Annotated in this window: 17 protein-coding genes; 10 read left to right on the top strand and 7 right to left on the bottom strand. The window is 40.8% G+C overall.

What is annotated here, in order from left to right:
• The coding region (locus I8748_RS36275; protein ID WP_404800305.1) for a GUN4 domain-containing protein at positions 1-2,423 on the bottom strand (2,423 nt) is incomplete at its 3' end.
• Between the two features lie 311 nt (positions 2,424-2,734).
• On the opposite strand from I8748_RS36275, the gene I8748_RS13020 reads away from it, so the two are divergent.
• Positions 2,735-3,001, top strand: a complete 267-nt coding sequence (locus I8748_RS13020) for a CopG family ribbon-helix-helix protein (protein ID WP_198125003.1) — start codon at positions 2,735-2,737, stop codon at positions 2,999-3,001.
• Complete coding sequence (locus I8748_RS13015; protein WP_198125002.1) at positions 2,998-3,273, top strand: type II toxin-antitoxin system RelE/ParE family toxin; 276 nt, start codon at positions 2,998-3,000, stop codon at positions 3,271-3,273. Before I8748_RS13020 ends, I8748_RS13015 begins: the two co-directional genes overlap by 4 nt.
• Before the next feature lie 220 nt (positions 3,274-3,493).
• Here the strand turns inward: I8748_RS13015 and I8748_RS13010 are convergent, their stop codons facing one another.
• Entirely contained in the window at positions 3,494-4,093 is a 600-nt protein-coding gene (locus I8748_RS13010; protein ID WP_198125001.1) for an MBL fold metallo-hydrolase, read from the bottom strand.
• Between the two features lie 203 nt (positions 4,094-4,296).
• Here I8748_RS13010 and I8748_RS13005 point away from each other — a divergent pair, with 203 nt between their 5' ends.
• The 4 genes from I8748_RS13005 to I8748_RS12990 all read left to right on the top strand — a co-directional run bounded on the left by I8748_RS13005 (position 4,297) and on the right by I8748_RS12990 (position 9,471).
• Entirely contained in the window at positions 4,297-5,475 is a 1,179-nt protein-coding gene (locus tag I8748_RS13005; protein WP_198125000.1) for a pyridoxal phosphate-dependent aminotransferase, read from the top strand.
• Positions 5,476-5,712: 237 nt separating this feature from the next.
• On the top strand, positions 5,713-7,083 hold the full coding sequence (locus tag I8748_RS13000; protein WP_198124999.1) for a cystathionine beta-synthase: 1,371 nt from the start codon (positions 5,713-5,715) through the stop codon (positions 7,081-7,083).
• 148 nt (positions 7,084-7,231) lie between these two features.
• On the top strand, positions 7,232-8,371 hold the full coding sequence (locus tag I8748_RS12995) for a cystathionine gamma-synthase (RefSeq protein ID WP_318781218.1): 1,140 nt from the start codon (positions 7,232-7,234) through the stop codon (positions 8,369-8,371).
• Between the two features lie 740 nt (positions 8,372-9,111).
• Entirely contained in the window at positions 9,112-9,471 is a 360-nt protein-coding gene (locus tag I8748_RS12990) for a four-helix bundle copper-binding protein (protein WP_198124997.1), read from the top strand.
• Positions 9,472-9,665: 194 nt separating this feature from the next.
• On the opposite strand, the gene I8748_RS12985 is transcribed toward I8748_RS12990, so the two are convergent.
• Both I8748_RS12985 and I8748_RS12980 read right to left on the bottom strand, forming a co-directional pair.
• Positions 9,666-9,839 carry a hypothetical protein gene (locus tag I8748_RS12985; protein ID WP_198124996.1) on the bottom strand — a complete coding sequence of 58 codons (174 nt, stop codon included), beginning with the start codon at positions 9,837-9,839 and terminating at the stop codon, positions 9,666-9,668.
• Between the two features lie 472 nt (positions 9,840-10,311).
• Positions 10,312-10,596, bottom strand: coding sequence for a DUF2795 domain-containing protein (locus tag I8748_RS12980; protein ID WP_198124995.1), 285 nt, complete (start codon positions 10,594-10,596; stop codon positions 10,312-10,314).
• A 729-nt stretch (positions 10,597-11,325) separates the two neighbouring features.
• On the opposite strand from I8748_RS12980, the gene I8748_RS12975 reads away from it, so the two are divergent.
• The 3 genes from I8748_RS12975 to I8748_RS12965 all read left to right on the top strand — a co-directional run bounded on the left by I8748_RS12975 (position 11,326) and on the right by I8748_RS12965 (position 13,616).
• Positions 11,326-12,123 carry a hypothetical protein gene (locus I8748_RS12975; protein WP_096553212.1) on the top strand — a complete coding sequence of 266 codons (798 nt, stop codon included), beginning with the start codon at positions 11,326-11,328 and terminating at the stop codon, positions 12,121-12,123.
• Between the two features lie 586 nt (positions 12,124-12,709).
• Entirely contained in the window at positions 12,710-13,153 is a 444-nt protein-coding gene (locus tag I8748_RS12970; RefSeq protein WP_198124994.1) for a DUF4430 domain-containing protein, read from the top strand.
• 58 nt (positions 13,154-13,211) lie between these two features.
• Positions 13,212-13,616 carry a hypothetical protein gene (locus I8748_RS12965; RefSeq protein WP_198124993.1) on the top strand — a complete coding sequence of 135 codons (405 nt, stop codon included), beginning with the start codon at positions 13,212-13,214 and terminating at the stop codon, positions 13,614-13,616.
• 210 nt (positions 13,617-13,826) lie between these two features.
• Here the strand turns inward: I8748_RS12965 and I8748_RS12960 are convergent, their stop codons facing one another.
• Positions 13,827-15,671, bottom strand: coding sequence for a tetratricopeptide repeat protein (locus I8748_RS12960; protein WP_198124992.1), 1,845 nt, complete (start codon positions 15,669-15,671; stop codon positions 13,827-13,829).
• A gap of 319 nt (positions 15,672-15,990) precedes the next feature.
• Entirely contained in the window at positions 15,991-16,743 is a 753-nt protein-coding gene (locus I8748_RS12955) for an alpha/beta fold hydrolase (protein WP_198124991.1), read from the bottom strand.
• Positions 16,744-17,495: 752 nt separating this feature from the next.
• Between I8748_RS12955 and I8748_RS12950 the strand changes: the two genes are divergently transcribed.
• Positions 17,496-18,101, top strand: a complete 606-nt coding sequence (locus tag I8748_RS12950) for a DUF4360 domain-containing protein (protein WP_198124990.1) — start codon at positions 17,496-17,498, stop codon at positions 18,099-18,101.
• A 344-nt stretch (positions 18,102-18,445) separates the two neighbouring features.
• Here I8748_RS12950 and I8748_RS12945 read toward each other — a convergent pair.
• On the bottom strand, positions 18,446-19,194 hold a 749-nt coding region (locus tag I8748_RS12945), incomplete at its 5' end, for an ABC transporter permease (protein WP_198124989.1).

Below are 19,194 nucleotides of genomic sequence, written 5' to 3'. Positions count from 1 at the left end.
ACCCCAAAACCCCTACCCCCATCCAACCAAAAAGGGGCTGAGGTAAAAACAGGGAGGTGTCCCCAAGGGGCTGAGGTATCAAAAGTTACTTGCGTCCATATTATCCAGTTTTCTTCCACTCTCCATCCCACGCGATCGCCAAACTTGATCCAGACTTCTTCATCAAACTTCCCGTCAAGCTTACCGCCGACTTCTAAGTAAATGTTCTTCTGAACGCTGAAGCCAAAACGCCCATTGCTGTATTTAACCCACAGGCGGTCAATTGTGTGCAGGTCAGTGCAGGGGAAGTTTAAAAGTTCATCTGGACGTAACCAGTCGCCTTCCTCTCTTCCTACAGCTTGCAACATCACCAAATAAGTTTCATTATCAGCTTCTTTCCAGTTTCTTGCTGCTAGGAAGTCGCGCAGTTTGGTGTAGTCTACGCCTCTTTCAGAACTGAGGTCATCTTGAGTTCCTGGCGACACTTGTAAGAGTTTATCTACATCTACTTTTTCCAGGCTATATTTCTCATCTATATCTATTATCTCTGATTGTGAAGCATGATATTGAGGATAGCGGAGTAGTTCGATTAATTTTAGTTTACTACCCCAATATTTTGTAATTTCATTACATTGACTCAAGTCAAAGTCAGCAGTATGATTCAGCGCAGCTTTTTGTAAGTTTTTTAGTAACTGGCGGTCTACATCTAAATCAACAATTAGTCTCGGCCATTTTACAGCAATAGCAGTAAATTTGCCCAACTGCTCTAAAGTCAAAAGTTGATTAATAGATGTACCGGAAAAAACTATTTCATCAAATAGACCCGTATTGCTGGCAATATAGGTTTTGAGTCTAAACAAATTAAGAAACTGCTTCAAACGACGGGGATTATAATCTAAAGCAGGGGCGACCATTAACACAATATCCCGCACTGTTTGAGAATCTTGGGTTACATCCAGTTTGATTCTCTCACGACGTTCTAATCTGGTTTCTTGTCGGGTTTGTATTTGCTGTTGTTGTGGGACTATTGGAGTTGATTCTGCTAAATTTGGGCTTGACTGTTGCTGATTATTCAATTGTCTTAATAATCTAAAAATATAATTGCGAATAGACTTTGCAAAACTGGGTTTCTTTTTTTGCGGTACAGGAAGGGCGATTTGATCTAAAAAACGCTGAAAGTCTGATTGAGCCGGTTGTGGTACTTGAAAAGGAATTTGGATAAACTTCTCCAAAAAAGCATAACCATATTCCATTGCTTTAATAGATGAACCATAGCTAGCTGATGTTTCCACATCAAGGGCTACATAAGGAATCACTTCTTTATATTTGACTGCAATACCCGCCGCTACTTTTTCTCTATCCATACCCAGAATGAAAATTAATTGCGGGTCATTGGCTATCATCATATTTATCGCCTGCATCAAATCAGCAGACTTAGGAAGTTCACAACGGTCAAGGTCATCAATAAAAACGTATACTTTATTTTTCCCCGCGTATGCTTCTACAATCTTTTTGAAGTCTTCGTGGAACTTTTCGACAAAACTAGTTTGATTTTCATAATTAGGCGATTTGAGATATTTAGTTAAATCGTTTTTGGGGTCGCCTACATTTAGGAGTTTGAGCAAAAGTGATATAAAACCTGTGACTGAAAATCCATAGACTATAATTTTCAGAATTTCTGGTGAAAGAGTTAACTTTTGCTGAAAAAGTTGCTTGAAGGCTTGCTTAATCTGATTTCCATTCTGCAATAATTCGTCTACTTTTTGCAACGCCACAACAGCCAGTGTGATGATGATAAATAAACCAAACAGAACTATAAAGATTAGCTGAAATCCGTTTTTCCAGTCGAAACGAAGCAAAAGCAGCCTCAAGTTACCTGTTAAAATCGGAAAGATATCGCTACGATGGCGAAATTGAGAGATTTTACGCAGAAATTCCAGTGCAAAGGCTGCCCATAAAGCCTCAGCTTTATCATGTCTCCAAGCATTAAACCAAATTGTCCTTGGTCTAGGTTTAAACTTATTAATATTTAAGCGTAAAGTTTTATATATACTAATTAAAATAGATAAACTGAGAATAGAAATAAATTCAAAAGTGTCATCAAGCCTGTTTGGTAAGTGCTGGGTAAACTTTCTAATATTTGCCCTTGCATTGCCTTCAAACTTCCCCAGATTGTTTTGTAACTTCTTCTCAAACTTTTTCTGTTGACTTTCTTCAATAGCTTTCTGGAGTTGCTTCATAAAAGAAGACTTACCGCTACCCCACGCACCCTCTATGGAAATAGTTAACGGCGGTTGAGTTACAGGATTGGTTAAAAATTCAGCAATAGCTGTAACATAAGGTTCAAAGCCGAGCGAGTCTGACTCTGCTGCTTGATCGCTGACACTAGCGTTAAGAATAGACTCTGTTTGAGAATTAGAATTACTTGTACTGTTGTCTGCCATATATAGCAGGGGACTGGGGACTGGGGAACTCGGGGCCCCCACGACCGCAGGAAGTGGGGATTAGGAGCAATGGGGACTGGGTGAAAAGTCTTTGTGTGTCTGAGTTTTATCATCTGTTGCTATAAATCCTGAGTCAGCTGAACAACAGACTAGCTGCTAGATTGTAGTTAAACTTACCATAGATTAGTGGGAAAGGGAACTTCAAGAAATAAATTCAGGACTTACGCAGCGAGATTATTTGGTTGAGGTTGGGAATAGGGCATTTTTTGTTATACTGCAATGCAGTATAATGCATTATATCAGGTAAAAATATGAGTACCACAAGTTTCAGACTTGATGATGACCTCGAAGAGAAGCTTGAAGTGACGGCAGCGAAATTGCAACGGACGAAAGGCTGGATAATCAACGACGCTCTACGGCAGTACATTGCACGGGAGGAGCAAAAACTGAGAATGCTTGAAGAGACACAAGAAGCGATCGCTGACATTCAAGCGCAAAGGGTCGTTTCTGGAGAGGAAGTTATGAAGTGGCTTGAAACTTGGGGAACCACTGTCGAAACTCCTGCACCGAAGATATGAAGCTTCTGTTCTCAGAAAGTGCGGTACAGGACTTAGTACGGCTAAGAGAGTTCATTGCCCAAAACAATCCACAGGCGGCAGAGCGAGTATCGCTACGGCTTAGGCAGGCTATAGGAAAACTTGTACTTTATCCTGACGTAGGCCGTCCTGTCCCGGAGCTTGAAAACCTGCGTGAACTGATTGCCGGAAACTACGTGGTTCGTTACCTCCGTGAAGAAGATACTATATTTGTCTTACGCGTATGGCACGGCAAGGAATTTCGTGATTTTTAAGTAAGCACAGAAAATCTAAATTAACGTGAGTTCGACAAACTTCTCCCTCCTAACCTGCCTCGCCTTTTAGGAGGGACGAACAAGAAAAAATTACTCTTTTACCCCCCTCTCAAGGTAGGAGAGGGGTTGGGGCAGAGGTCATAACAGTACTCATCGAACTCACGTTAAATTAATTTAGCGATGAGGTCAGAAAGTAGAATTTCCCGCCGACTTTCTCTAATCACAACGTTGCGAGTAATTCCTTAAGCCGATCGCGCCCATCGCGAAAAACAGGCCAGCCATCGCCCACCAATACCGCTTCTACTTGAGTTAATTGTGCCAGTCGCTGCACTGATTCAATTGCTTGTTTTTTATTCATCAACTTATCATCTGGTAGGATAGTTAAACTACCGGCTTTCCGTGCCCGCACTAAATCCCCGGTAATCAAAGTTGTTTGTTCTAGTAGCAAAGCCAATTCTCCAGGAGTTTTAGAACCGTGGAGTTCAATCACCTTTAGTCCTGGGACTAACTCATCACCATCAGACAACCAGCGATCGCAACGTATAGGGAAATTATCTTTTTCCGCCGCTGGCCCGGCTATCTTAGCATAGGTTTGATCCGCTATTTCCTTGGCTGCCCTCACATGTTCTGAATTCGTCAGCACAATCCAAACCACACCACCGAGAGATTGCAAGTGATTCCAATCATGGTTTGATAAGGCTACTGGATCAATCAAGATGTTACCATCTGGGCGTATCCAGGCAATCCCATTGAAATCAATATTTCTTGCAGGATTGAAAGTAGACCAGCCATATAAATCGGGACGGTGCAGAGATTTCATAATAATTCTGGTACAGTACCTTCAATTATTAATAATTATTTTCAATAATCTATCAGGAATCCGGCTGAGAGTTCAAGACTTGCGTTTATTAGAGTTCTAGAAATTGAGTATACTACTGTAAATTTACAGATATTATGTAGTTTACCTGGAAATTACCAATTTCCATAGAACTTTAACACAGATAAGCGGGAGGCACAGGGAAAGTGACCAAGATTCAGCGCCAAAAAATATCAGCCAAAGCCAGCCAGTTTACAGAGTCTGTCATTCGGGAAATGACAAGGGTAGCATTGCAATATGGTGCTGTGAACTTGGCACAGGGGTTTCCTGATTTTCCCTGTCCGACGGAATTAAAACAAGCAGCCTATGAAGCAATAGAAACCGATGTTAACCAGTATGCGATAACTTGGGGCGATGTCGCATTTCGGCAGGCGATCGCCAAAAAAGTCCAGTGGTATTTAGGCTTAGACATCAACCCCGAAACACAAATCACCGTTACTTGCGGTTCAACAGAAGCAATGGCAGCTGTCATGTTAGCAACCATCGACCCAGGAGACGAAGTGATTGTATTTGAACCTTATTACGAAAACTACGGCCCCGACGCCATTTTAGCTGGTGCCACACCCAGATATGTTACATTGCATCCCCCCGACTGGACATTTGACCAAACAGAATTACGTCAAGCATTTAACGACAACACCAAAGCCATCATCATCAACACCCCCCACAACCCCACAGGTAAAGTCTTCACCCGTGAAGAACTCACCCTGATAGCCGAACTTTGCCAGAAATGGGACGTACTAGCATTCACAGACGAAATTTACGAACACATCCTTTACGATGACACCCAACACATAGCCTTAGCCACCCTTCCCGGAATGGAAGAACGCACCATTACCATCAACGGTCTATCCAAAACATACAGCGTCACCGGATGGCGCGTTGGCTACATCTTAGCAAACCCCCAACTCACAGGAGCGATTCGTAAAGTACATGACTTCCTAACCGTCGGTGCGCCTGCACCCTTGCAAAGAGCCGGAGTAGCCGCCATGCAACTGCCACCAACCTACTATCAAGAACTAGCCAAACTTTACCACAACAAACGAGACACCATCTTAAACATCTTAGATGAAATTGACATACCCTACTTCATACCCAAAGGAGCCTATTACGTCTTTGCAGACATATCCAAATTTGGCTACAAAAACGACATTGAATTCACCAACCACCTAATCAAAAACATTGGTATAGCCGTAGTTCCTGGTTCCAGCTTTTTCAACCAACCAGACAAAGGAAAATCATTCATTCGCTTTTGCTTCAGTAAAAAACCTGAAACCCTGCAAGCAGCCGCCAATAACTTACTCAAACTCAAAGCAACAGCCTAAATGAAAACTTAAAAAATTGCTCTTGCCTCAAAATTAACACTCTTCTCTCTGCGCTCTTTGCGACGGCAGTCGCACGCCACTTGCTCCACTTGGGGAGACCCCAAGACCGCAGTGGCTCCTCAAGTCGGGAAACCCGCCCACGGCGCTGCCTCGCCTTTGCGGTTCGTTTCAACATCCCCTAATTTATCCATGAAAGACCCATAACCACATATTTCTCATCACCAACTAGGAGTAACCATGTCTACTTACGACAACATTTTACAAGCAATTGGTAGAACTCCATTAGTCAGAATTAACAGAGTAACAGATAATATATCCTCCCCCATTTATGGCAAAGTAGAATATCTCAACCCTGGCGGAAGCACCAAAGATAGAATAGCCCTCGCCATGATAGAAGCAGCAGAAAAAACAGGTCAATTGCAACCAGGGGGAACCATAATAGAAGCTACCGCAGGCAACACTGGTGTAGGACTAGCATTAATTGCAGCAGTGAAAAAATATCGGTGTATTTTTGTCATGCCCGATAAAATGAGCCAAGATAAAATTAACCTCCTCAAAGCTTACGGTGCAGAAGTAGTCGTCACTCCCACATCAGTAGCACCCGACTCACCAGAAAGTTATAACGGCGTAGCAGAAAGACTCGCCAAAGAAATACCAGGAGCATACAGACCAAATCAGTTTGAAAATCCAGATAATCCTCTAGCCCATTACTTAACCACTGGCCCAGAAATTTGGGCAGATAGCCAGGGAAAAGTTGACGTTTTTGTAGCAGGAATGGGCACAGGTGGTACAATTTCAGGAGTTGCCAAATATCTCAAACAACAAAATCCAAATATAGTCATTGTTGGTGCAGATCCAGAAGGTTCTATACTTTCAGGAGACACACCCAAATCATACAAAGTCGAAGGCATTGGTGAAGACTTTATCCCCAAAACATTTAATCGCCAAATAGTCGATGAAATGGTTCGAGTTAGTGATAAAGAATCTTTCAATATGGCTCGTCGTCTTGCACGAGAAGAAGGCTTATTAGTGGGAGGTTCCTGTGGTACAGCAGTAGCCGCAGCACTTAAATATGCAACTCGATTATCAGAACCAAAATATATTGTAGCCTTGTTACCAGATACAGGAAGAAACTACATCAATAAAATCTACTCCGATGCTTGGATGCAGGAAAATGGTTTTTGGGAAGGTAAAACAGTAAGAGCCATCAAAGTTAGTGAAATTTTAGCTCAGAAAACAGATTTTCCTTCTTTAGTTGCTGTTAGTCCCCGCGATACCTTGAGCCAAGCTACCAACCTACTGCAAAAGCTGAATATTTCACAGTTACCAGTAATTGATAACAATCATGTGGTAGGTAGCCTCAATGAGGCATCTTTGATGAAATTTCTTCATGATGGCATCAACTTTTCTAACCAAGAAGTTCTCGCAGTTATGGGTAAACCGCTGCCAATTCTCGATGAACAAGTTGATATTTCCGAAGCTTACCGAGTCCTTTTATCAGGAACAACAGGAATTATTATAACGCAGTATGATGTCCCCATTGGATTAATCACCAGAGCCGATTTAATTAGATATTGGATTAGTCAATTGAAAGATGAAGCAATATAAGGTGGTGCGTTAGGTTAAAGCCATGACGCACCCTACTTAAACTTTTTGCATTCTTTTCTCCTCTGCGCCTCTGCGTCTCTGCGTGAAAAAAAATATTTATGCAAGAAATCTATTGATTTAGTTAAAGCCAAAACTAACCAAGGAAAAAATCATGGAATTTGAAACTAGAGCAATTCATGAAGGTCAACAATCAGACCCACAAACAGGTGCTGTAATCGTACCAATTTATTTAACTTCTACCTATGAACAACAAGCAATAGGTCAGCACAAAGGATATGAATATTCTCGCACAGGAAACCCAACCCGCAATGCTTTAGAAGAGGCTTTAGCCTCAATTGAAAATGCTAAATATGGTTTAGCATTTGCCTCTGGATTAGCTGCTACTACCACTGTATTAAGTCTACTCAAAAGTGGCGATCACATTGTTGCAGGTGATGACTTGTATGGAGGTACTTACCGCTTGCTAGAAAGAGTTGTGAAAAATTGGGGTGTGACGACTACTTATGTAGATATTGACAATTTGGCTGATTTTGAAACAGCCATTCAACCAAATACCAAATTAATTTGGATTGAAACTCCCACCAACCCATTGTTAAAAATTGTTGATATTCCAGCATTAGCAAATATTGCTAGGAAACACAATATCGTTCTAGTAGTCGATAATACCTTTGCTAGTCCTTATTTTCAAAAACCCTTAGATTTAGGAGCTGATATTGTAGTTCACAGCACAACCAAATATCTAGGGGGACACAGCGATATTATTGGCGGTGCAGTTGTCACTTCTAACGAGCAATTATACACAGAACTGAAGTTTTATCAAAACGCGATCGGGGCAGTTCCTAGTCCTTTTGATAGTTGGTTAGTACTGCGAGGCATTAAAACCTTAGCTGTGAGAATGCGAGAACATGAAAAAAATGCTTTATTTTTGGCTGAATTTTTAGAAAAGCATCCGAAAGTAGAGCGAATTTATTATCCAGGGTTAGCCAGTCATGAACAACATCAACTAGCAAAAGAACAAATGTCTGGCTTTGGCGGAATGATTAGTTTGGAATTAAAAGGTGGTTTGGCTGAGGTTGAAAGATTCGTTTCTAAACTGAAATTGTTTTTGCTAGCTGAAAGCTTGGGAGGAGTGGAATCACTGCTGTGCTATCCTGCCAAAATGACCCACGGTTCCATACCAGAAACAGAACGAATTAAACGTGGAATTAAGGATAATTTAATCCGTCTTTCTGTAGGAATTGAGCATCCGCTGGATTTACAAGCTGATTTAGAGAATGCTTTCAGATAAAAATGGGGAATTGGGAATGGGGAATTGGGAATGGGGAATGGTTTTCCCATTTCCCATGACGGCTATTTCCCAGTTGTCGAATATCACTTGATGATAACTGTTGACTGTTATAGCAGTCGAAGCATAGTTGAGGACAGTGTTGATTGCTCAAAGCCTTGAAATAACTTGCTTTCTAACGCCAGGTGCGCGGCTGTCGGGAAACCGCGATAGCGCACTGGCTCCACCCTGCGGAAAGCTGCACCAAGCGTCTACAGCACTCAGCACTTTGCTAGAAATTTGGGTATTTCTCTAGGTGCTTTCCAATTCTCCATTCTGAAAAACTCTATCCAATAGGGGATGGAGTTTCTTATTGCTTTGTTAAGCACTATATTCATATGTATCTATTTGCAATTTTATAAAACTTAATAAATGCTTTGGTTGAGGCATTTGTTAAAAAAATATGACATCATTATTTCACTAAATATTAAGTTTTTATTGCCATCTCCAGTTAGATACTTACTACCTGAATAAATCCCCACTAAGCAATGTGGGATTCAAACCCTGACTGAGCAACAATTGCCATAAAAACAACACTAATTTATGTGGAATTAGATGAAATTTCCGGTAATTATATCGGAATTAGTGGTTGATAAATTATGTAATAAAACGCTCCATTGACTCTTAAAAAGAATACGATTACTGTTATGAGTAGTCCTTGTTAGGGCACTCTCAATACATCAATAAATCAAGAGGCATTTCCTATGATGATGATGATGACTGAATCCATAACCCCCGAAATGCAAACTTGCATGGACGATTGCATGGATTGTCACAAAATGTGTATGGAAGCCATGACTCACTGCATGACCAAAGGCAGCCAAATGGACATGAGCATGATGAGCATGATGCGTGACTGTGCTGAAATGTGCATGATGTGTATGAATATGATCATGGGTGGTTCTGAGTTCATGGGACGCACTTGTATGCTTTGCGCGGAAATGTGCGATCGCTGTGCAATGACTTGTGAACAAATGAGCGATGATCAAATGATGATGGATTGTGCTACTGCTTGCCGCAAGTGTGCAGAATCCTGTAGATCTATGCAAATGATGCCTGTTTAATGACGTGACATAGCAGAAGTTTCTCTGCAACCTATTATTCAAGCGCTCAGACTCTTAGGGTCTGGGCGCTTGAAGTATTTTTACTAAGCAAGGAGCTTAAAGCCCCTCTCCGCGTCGGAGAGGGGTTGGGGAGAGGTTCATCGAACTCACGTTGATATAGCAAAGTGCGCTCTTGCTGTAGACGCTTGGTGCGGCTACTCTTCTCCTGACAAAGACGCTCTTGCTAGCTTGCTTCCCCGTAGGGGTACGAGAACGCCTAACGGCGAACCCGCTATCTTGGAGCCATTGCGCGATCGCGCAGTGGCTCCTCCTTGCAGGAAAGAGGAATAAACTCTTACAGCAGTTTTCAAATCAATAGACCATACCACTCCCTACTCCCTACTCTCCACTCCCAGCCCTAGCTGTAGTCTATACATCTGAAAATGGCTGTAACCAGCACATTTTAGAACCGTTATACAGTAAGGTTTTGAGAAATATCATAAAAATGTGCTTTTTTCATATTTTGCGGGAGCATTAATCGCGCCCGTGGGAGGCTCATATCTTGCACCTAACCAAATAAACCGACAAAAGGTAAATAAAGAGCAGAAAATATAACAGCGAAACAAAAATTATTTTTAAGTAGTATTGAGTTAATAATATAACTAATAAAAGTAGCAATATTGCATAGAAAGCTTCAAAAACGACAAGATAATGGGATGAGGCTTTCGTAGTAAAAAGTTATTCATTCTGTCTTAGTAGACGAAAGAAAGAACATAAATAAATGGATTTCTTGCTGATACTAAACAAATTAGTATCAGCAGTTGATAAAATCACCAGATAGTACAAGCATTAGTTTACTTACTATGCAGTTTCTTCTTCTCTTGTGCTTTGACTAATGACTTCGACTAACTCCGGCATACTTTCAAACCGCTCTTGCCCTGTTTGTTCAAGTAACGATTTTAAATCTACTGTTTTGTCTTTTGTCCAGTGAATTTCTTCGTGACCTTTTGCTTTTTGGAGTATTTCTTCTTTACTAGCAGGAAAGTCTATACCTGAAAGTGCTTGAGTTACTGCGGCTACTCCATAAGCTTCACCTTTGTCTGGGCCACGATGATGTTCACGCCCTTCTTCTGATTGATTCGGCATAAAAGTCTCCTTACATAATTGATAATTAATGTATCTATTTTCTAAGATAAAACTGTTATTTATTACAGCCTTCTATCTTAAGAGTTAGTTTTTGGTATGAGGAGAAAACATAGTATATAGTTGAGCTTGCTGTTTGATAATTATTATTAAATGGTTTTACGAATTTGCTATTGATCAAGGAAAAATCGCCAGATATAAATCAAAATCACCTTTGGTTTCCAAATCTTATTGATAAATATTAAAAAACTAAGTCAAGATATCAAAATCTTCAGCAAGTTAAGTCTGTCAAAATAATAGTTATAAAGCATCAATCAAACATTGAGCAATGTCTAAATAACTTAAGCGAGCATAATATTTGCTAGCTTGAAGCTGTAATAGTATTGTGAATTTAACCTTAAATTAAACAAAAAGCTTAATTTTAGTAGATCAAAAAGTTTTGAAATCGACATGGTTTGCGATCGCCTTCTGAGGGCACTAGCTTCCCAATACCCCAAGCAGTGGGGGAAGCAGCCTCGACCATCCACAAGAAAATGCAGTTTCCTGCCGCTTTCAGGGGAAACATCAATTTTTTATCAGCAAATCTCCCACAAGAGCCAATCAAGCATTAACTTGCAGTTTTTCGTTAGACTTTTGCACAGATGGCATCTACAGAAGTTCATAGCTTGCACTGACACCATGCAGGCTGACATGAAATACTAATCCTGGGATGTCTTATGGCGCTAAAGGCAGATGAAACAGCTAAAATCCCGTTCCCAAGACCTACGGAGTTTGTTTGAGAACAACATCACCATTGAATATGTGGCAGAATCACTCAAAGCTGTGCCAGCTGAGGCAGAGGTTACAAAAGTGCTGCATTGGATGCAGACACAGGATTTTGATGTTGTTGGCATTGAAACGGGAGACACTATCACAGGCTACATCGAACGCTCTAGTTTGATGCAAGCAAAATCTGGTAAGTGCAGTGATTTTCAACGGGTGTTTCATCCCAAAGAACTCATTGCCATTTCCACCCCTTTGATCAAGTTGTTGCCTATTTTGCAACAAACTCCGCGATTGTTTGTCTTAGACTGCAATCAGGTAAGTGGCATTGTAACCTGTGGTGACTTGCAAAAAGCACCTGCACGCATGTTGCTGTTTGGTTTGGTGACACTTTTAGAAATGAATTTGCTGCGGTTGGTACGACTTTATTATCCGCAAGATTCCTGGCAAAAAGTCCTCAAACCTGAACGCTTAGGGGTTGCACAAAAACTATGGCGAGAGAGTCAGCAAAGAAACGAAGCAACAGATTTGTTAGATTACCTCCAGTTTTGTGATAAACGAGAGTTGGTGTTAAATCAACCAGAACTTCTGGAAAAACTTGAACTCAAATCAAAGCGCTTTGGTGAACGTTTCCTGAAATCTGCTGAACAGCTGCGAAATCGATTAGCCCACGCCCAAAATTTAGTTAGTGGTTCTTCTTGGACAGAGTTGATTTCTCTGGCAGAAGCGATGGAAAGGCTGTTAATTCGTTGTGAGGAAATTGAATAATTTCAGGACGACATCAGATTTAAAGAGCAAGCAGCACCACGAAGGGCGATCGCGGCCGCCTTTGGCAAAAAAAGGCATTTATCACAATATTTCATTAAAATCACCATAAAACCGAAATTTAATATCATAACTATTTTTGAAACACTCTCTATAGCAATTTGATTTGATTTCTGAATCACTCGTAGAGGTAAGGGACTGGGGAACTCGGGGCCCCCACGACCGCAGGGAGTGGGGATTAGGGGCAATGGGGACTGGGAAGAAGGAATAAAGGTGTACTGAGTTTTGTTCAAAAATCAAATATGAGTCCTATATAAAAGTAAGAAAAGTAGGAAAAGTAGGAAAAGTAAGAAATCATAGAACTATAAAATATAAAGTTTCAATAAAGATTTTCTTAACTGTCTTAACTGTCTTAAATGTCCTTGTTTTTTTAATTTCAATTTGAAAAAATATTGCTATGTTCATGTGGAATACAAACTATGAACAAATTTCGTCACCTCAAATCTTTAATTGTTCTTGGGCTGATTCAAGGTATCCAAAAATGATTAAAGATGGATGGTACTAAAAAAATTGAAAAACGGAGTCTTAAATGAAAATACTCAAAGCTTTAGCCGTAACAGTGTTAGTGTTGTTACTGGTAATCAGTCCAGCGCTTGCAGATTCCTCAGCGTCGCAAGGTGATGTCACAATACTTGTATTTGATGACGGAAAAGTGATTTTCAACATAGAGGAAGTACCGTGGGTTGAAGGCGAAACTGTCCGTACAGCTATGCTCAAAGCGGCTGAAAAAGAACCATCTTTCAAATTTGAAACAGACAATATTGATGCTTACGGAGAAATCGTCACCAAAATTGGTGATATTAAAGCGGAAACAGAAGAATTTTGGGTTTTGTCAATTAACGACGAACCCAATGATATAGGAATTGACACAGTTGTTGTCAATAATGGTGATGTCATCCTTTGGGATATTGAACGTCAAATCAGTCCCAGCAAAGAGTTAGATCCTAGCGGTAGTGGTGAAACTGTGCTTTAACCGTTTGCTTGGTTAATGTTTCGCATTTTGTAGTTTTCTCAAAAGGTGAATTTTGATTATGAAAAAAATTGTCATTGCTCTGTTGTTCGCACTATGTTTAAGCCTGTCACTAGGTCAACAAGTAGCATTTGCTGCTAGTAATAGTTGTCAACAAACATTAAATACAGGCTCGGCTACTACTACTCAAGTGTTTTGGGAACAACCTCTTGCTTTCACAGGTTGGTCAGGGGGTGTGATTACGAACGATATGTACTTTAACGGTTGCGGTCAGGTTGTTTCCCTCAAAATCAATGGGGAAGACTGGGAAAGACTCAGAAAAGAAGGTAAACTTGATGGTCTTCGCTATATCTACAAAAAAGACAATAGTTTAGCCATTAGAAAGGTACAAGGAACTCAACCAGGCAGTATTTCCCAAGATCAATTCTTTGATTCCAATACAGTGGTATTTAAAGGTAATAAGTAGCTAAGAGAAGGAAATTAGTACCCATATTTGATGCAGGTACACCTGAAGTAGATCTAAAAAATAAAATCTCCAGCCCTATCAAATACATTTCTTCTAAACCCGATAATTGTGGGCGTTGTGCCTGAAAAGCAAAACGCAGGGCTGGGGATTTTATTACTGGTAAGTGCCTAAATAATATCAAGTCCGGTTAAGTTAGTTATGATTCCCATATTACATATCTTGCTTGTATATTTCTAACAATTGCGGAATATGATCGTAACCATCTACACCAATAATTGCTTTAATTTTAGGTTGATTTTGCTGTAATAAATTTTGAAAAGCTTCTGCCCCTATTTGTCCTTGTAAAATTGTCAGTAAACCTGCTGGTTGTCGCCATTCACTAGAGGCAATTTGCTCCAAAAAATACATTCCTAGACTGCCAGTGTAAACAGCTTTTTCAAAGTTTAGCAGTTGGTAATAAGCTTCTGCTAAGTAAGCTAAATTTCGTCCTTGGAGGTATAAATCACCAGAAATTTGTGCTGTCTTAAAACCATTTTCTAAATATGTAATTGCTGATTGCGGTTCTCCAGTAACTAAATAGGCAATGCCTAAGCTACTGCAACATAAAGCTTTACTTTGAATATCACCTAATTGTTCTGATAACTTTAAACCTTGCTCTAAATAGTTAATTGCTGATTCATAGATTTCTGGTTCTACTTGTTCCAGCTTTTGCGCCTGCATCACTTCGCTGTAACCTAAATTAACCAGAGCATTGGCTTCTCCTGTACGATCGCCTGCTTGCCGACTCAAAATCAATGCCCGCTGACTATAATTAATCGCTTCGGTATAATTTTGTTCTTGCACATAAGTACGGCTGAGATGGTTGAAATTGGCGATTTCACAGGGGCGATCGCCTGCATTCCTGGCTATCTCCAATGCTTGCTGATGAAATTCAATTGACCGCTGATATTGTCCCAAGGCACGCTGAGAATAACCTAAAAGTGTCAATATTCGGGCTTTTTCTTGGGTTTTCTCCACTTGCCGCAGCGGTTCATCTAAATAATCTAGGGCATCCCGCAAATAACTTCCTGAAAAAGAAGCGAAAATCCCACCGTAGAGAGGAAAGTAAGGACGCAGAGCAAAGGTTCGCAGAATTTGCAGCATAACTTGCGAAGCTCCATTACTATACACTGCCGCTGTGTTATGAAAACCGTTTGCCAACTGACTCCAAATGACAGCAAAGGTTAAGTAAGTCGAAATGGACAACTTTGAGCCTGCTTGGATATTGTAAGCTTGTTGGTCAAACCAATTGACTAACCCCCGTTGCACATACTGTAGAATTAATGCCAGTTCTACCCAGTCGCCCAAAGTCATATTACTTTGCTGTTGAGCAAATTCAATTGCAGATTGCTCCATTGCCAGGGTACGAAATAGCGCTTGGGGTAAGTCACTTTTAACTTCCTTGGCCCAAATTGCCCAGGGGCCACTTTCTCCAGGTACTCCCCCAAATCCCAATTGCCGATTTTGCTCATACATCCAGTCAAGCAAATGGTCTTGTAGTCGCTGCCAAGCTGCTAAACCACGGGTAATTCCTTGTGATAGTTGCTGTAAATCAGAATTGGTGAGCGCGAATTGTTGTAATGCTTTTGACAACTGCTGTAGTTGTTGCACATTCAATAGCTGCTTCTGATTCGGGTCAGTAAAACGTAAGAATGTAGCTAAACGTTCATTGGCCTCGGCTGTGGTAATTTCTCTAGCAGCTGTAGCGATCGCTTCTGTGGCTTTGTTTTGTTCTCCATAACGTTGCCATTGACTTTGGATCGTCTTAATAGCCCTCAAACTGCGAGTAGCCTTGGCTTTTTTGAGTTCATCTTTTTCACTGTCTACTAAGCTAGTGATAGCACTGGTGCGATCGCTCAAAGCCAGTTCAAATACTTCCCCCGTGCCGGAAGTCAGTCCTTTTTGCAACATTTGATACACCATTTCTCCAGAGCTAATTTTGCCCTGGAGAGTCAGTTGTATGATTTCGTCGATGAGGGCGAGATAGCGATCGCGCAATGGCAAAGATTCTGACACGTTAGCTATTAGAGAACATCAACTTCCATTCTAGTGTTTGGAGAGGATTAGGAGTTTAACCTTTTAAAATAGCGATCGCTTGACAATACTTTTCGCTATAGCAACAATCAGCCCAAACTCAAAAGGGGATAAGTAAATGTGAGTTCGACAAACCTCTCCCTCCTAACCTCCCTCGCCTTTTAGGGAACAACGAAAATATCACTCTTTTACCCCCCTCTCCTACGAGGAGAGGGGTTGGGGGAGAGGTCATAACAGTACTCATCGAACTCACGTTAAGTAAATGTGAGAAACAAAAAACTCTTTCCCGACTCCCTACTGCCTACTCCCTACTCCCCATAGTCAATACTGAGGCCAGAAGTTCAGGACAAGACAAATGGGGGCAATGTCCACAAGCTAGTTCAATAGCATCGACTCCTAAGCGCTGGCGTGCAGCGTAACGTGACCATACAGGAGACAGTATTCGGTCATTGGTACAAACAATATATTTACGCTCAACTGAAGGCAAAGCTTTTAGAGGATTCGTTTCATAAATATATGCCATACATTGTTGCGAGCGGCTTTTCGAGATTGCCCACTGTGCTACATCTGGTTGACAATCATGTAAGAACAAATCCCTTAATACTGCTTCGTCTGAAAAATCTTTCCCTACTGAACCTGGTTCAAACATATCAGGCTCATTGTGGAACTGTTGGAGTATACTTGGCTCTTTTGGCTGGTAATTGAATGATTTCAGCGTATCAGAATCAAGACTATGAGAAAATTGGTCGAGTGTACTGATTCCAGGATAGGGAATCAGCGCAGCCACAAACACTAGTTGACGCACTTTTACCGCTTCTGCAACTAAGGGAATTATGGTACCAGCCATTGAGTGACCAACTAGCACAATATCATCATCGGTGTTTGGCAGCGCTTGAATTACTGTATCTGCAAATTGAGACAAAGTAGCAGAGGCATTTTCAATTGGCAAATCCATTGCTAGGGTTTTATGACCCTGTGCATCTAAGTAGGGAATTAGCAAATCCCAACACCAAGTACCTTGGAAAGCACCGTGAACTAGACAAAAAAGACTCATAAGCTGTTCCACATAGAGATTGTATATCTATTGTGATGGCTGTCATCAGTCATCAGTCATCAGTCACACTGCTATTGCAACCTTGTGACGGCTCAAAAAAAGCGCGATCGCTTACTACAGTTTTGTGGGAACACAAGAGAAAAATTTTAGTCTTTAACTAAGTATGTATTGAATATCAAAGGCTTGGCTCAAAAGTTATAAGTCAAAAATCAAAATTAATTAGTGGATAAACTATCACTACTTGTAAAGCACTAAATATGTGATTTTGTCAGTACGAAAATGTTCTTTATTTATACAATTTTAGCGCATTATTGTTGTAGTAATTTTGACTAAAATTACTTATCTATATTGAATATTTATATCAGACACTTACTTCAATCATAGTTCACTTTACCTCAGCATATAAATGTAGCTAGAGTAAACTATATTAGCCTAGCTATCGATAATATTGAGGTGTAAATGATGGCTAGAATTGGCTAAGCACATACTGCTTGCAAACATATTCTTAATTTACAACCTCTATAAATGCAGTTTTTAAACTTCTAGTTAATCTCCTCATCAATGAGTTGGTTATTTGACTGAATATAAGCTGTTATGAAAGGCTTTTTTCATACAAAAAATTAATAAATTGTTATAACTCATACATGATTATTTATCTGCCAATAAATATAGTTTTTAACGATATTTTTTGCGGAATTATTTTTATCAAATTTGGATCTAACACTATCCACAATACTCAGGTTAGGTGAGTAATGAATAATCGAAGCTTTCAGACAACATCTATCAACTTGGTCAAAGCTTTTTTGGCAGCCGCAACACTGATTACGGCTTCTATCGGCCCCGCCCTTGCTAACGACAAAGTTGAAATTTTAGGTGCAGAATATGGTGGTAACGGTTGTCCAGAAGGATCTGCTGCTGTGAGCGTCAGTCCCGATGGTCAAGAGCTAAGTATTCTATTTGATCAGTTTATTGCTGTGGGGAATAAGGCATCAGAAAGGCGCAAAAGCTGTAACTTGAGCATTCCGATTAAAGTACCCCAAGGCTTTCAAATTTCCCTCTACGATGCTGACTATCGAGGCTATGTTGCTCCCTCTACAACTGGGAGACTAAGAGCAGAGTACTTTTTTGCTGGTCAGCGTGGCCCTGTTTTTTCTAGGACGTTTAGAGGCGAAAGCGACTACAGTGTTCGAGACCAATTAGTGACTTTAGCTGATGTCTGGTCACGCTGTGGCGATAGTGTCAATATGCGGGTGAATGCTGCGATGACCGCCAATGGTCAAGGAATGGCGACTGTTGACTCCTTTGACCTTGCTCACCGTGGTTTGGTTTATCACGTCAAATATCGCCAGTGTCGTTAGATGTTTTCAAAGCGGGGAGTAACAAAACTCTCAGCTAGCTTTGAAAGCGTGTAAAGCTAGTGACTTTCTACCTACATTCGGTGCAAAACCCGAAGGGTGGAAACATCAGGTAAACGAGTAATACCATTTCACGAAATCTCTGATACAAAAACATGGTAGAGACGTTCCACCGGAACGTCTCTACTACAAGCATTGATCCCATCGTCGGGATTGCTTCCAGAGTGGGCTGGTTGACCCTTGACCGTTGCCTGAACGTTATGTCTTTGGCATGAGGAGTATCAACTGTGCGTAAGTTTTGGAGAAGTCGGGGATCTCTAGCTTTGTTAGAACTTCCCTAAATCACCTCATCTGACCAACTGGGCGGCGGAATTAAAAAATTGACGATACAAGCCTTTAGTGACTAAAACTGTTGTCAATAAATTAGCAACAGCAACCATGAAGATAATTAAAATTTCGTAGGAGACAGCATCAAGGGGTTTGACTCCCGCAAGTAACTGTCCTGTGGTGATTCCTGGTAAGGCAACCATACCCACAAGCATCATTTGATTTAAAGTGGGAATCAATGCTGCTCTGATGGCTTCTTTGCGGTATTGACTAACTGCTTGTTGGGGAGTTGCACCTAAACTCAAGTGAGTTTCTATTTCTAAACGCGAGGTGTTAATGATACTAACAAGACGTTCTCCAGCGATCGCAGCTGCATTCATGGCATTGCCTAACACCATTCCGGCTAAGGGAATCACATACCTCGGTTCATACCACCGTTCTGGTTGAATGATTAACAAGTTGGTATAAACCAGTGTCAAAGCAGTACTAATTAAAATTGCCCCCCATACCAAAGGCAATACATAGGGAATTTTTTGACTGATGCGATTTCGTGCGACAATCGCCGTAATCGTCAGCATGATTGTTAAAATTGCCAAAACCGCCCAAGCGTCGTCCAAAGCAAAGATGAAGTCTAGAACGTATCCTAATACGAGTAGTTGTAGAATAGTTCTCCCAGTAGCGATGGCTAAATTTAACTCTAGCCCTAATTTTTCCCAGGCAGATAAAGCGATCGCGATCGCCATCAATGCCACAGCAATACCCAAATCAA

It is taken from the genome of Amazonocrinis nigriterrae CENA67, from assembly GCF_016056305.1.
GTDB classification, from domain to species: Bacteria; Cyanobacteriota; Cyanobacteriia; order Cyanobacteriales; family Nostocaceae; genus Amazonocrinis; species Amazonocrinis nigriterrae.
Note: the sequence above shows the minus strand (reverse complement) of the source record. Positions and strands in the feature narration are given on the sequence as shown.

Coding starts and splice junctions, on each gene's coding strand:
- I8748_RS13020 (WP_198125003.1), top strand. CDS start 2,735: ATGAGTACCACAAGTTTCAGACTTGATGATGACCTCGAAGAGAAGCTT.
- I8748_RS13015 (WP_198125002.1), top strand. CDS start 2,998: ATGAAGCTTCTGTTCTCAGAAAGTGCGGTACAGGACTTAGTACGGCTA.
- I8748_RS13010 (WP_198125001.1), bottom strand. CDS start 4,093: ATGAAATCTCTGCACCGTCCCGATTTATATGGCTGGTCTACTTTCAAT.
- I8748_RS13000 (WP_198124999.1), top strand. CDS start 5,713: ATGTCTACTTACGACAACATTTTACAAGCAATTGGTAGAACTCCATTA.
- I8748_RS12990 (WP_198124997.1), top strand. CDS start 9,112: ATGATGATGATGATGACTGAATCCATAACCCCCGAAATGCAAACTTGC.
- I8748_RS12980 (WP_198124995.1), bottom strand. CDS start 10,596: ATGCCGAATCAATCAGAAGAAGGGCGTGAACATCATCGTGGCCCAGAC.
- I8748_RS12975 (WP_096553212.1), top strand. CDS start 11,326: ATGAAACAGCTAAAATCCCGTTCCCAAGACCTACGGAGTTTGTTTGAG.
- I8748_RS12970 (WP_198124994.1), top strand. CDS start 12,710: ATGAAAATACTCAAAGCTTTAGCCGTAACAGTGTTAGTGTTGTTACTG.
- I8748_RS12965 (WP_198124993.1), top strand. CDS start 13,212: ATGAAAAAAATTGTCATTGCTCTGTTGTTCGCACTATGTTTAAGCCTG.
- I8748_RS12955 (WP_198124991.1), bottom strand. CDS start 16,743: ATGAGTCTTTTTTGTCTAGTTCACGGTGCTTTCCAAGGTACTTGGTGT.
- I8748_RS12950 (WP_198124990.1), top strand. CDS start 17,496: ATGAATAATCGAAGCTTTCAGACAACATCTATCAACTTGGTCAAAGCT.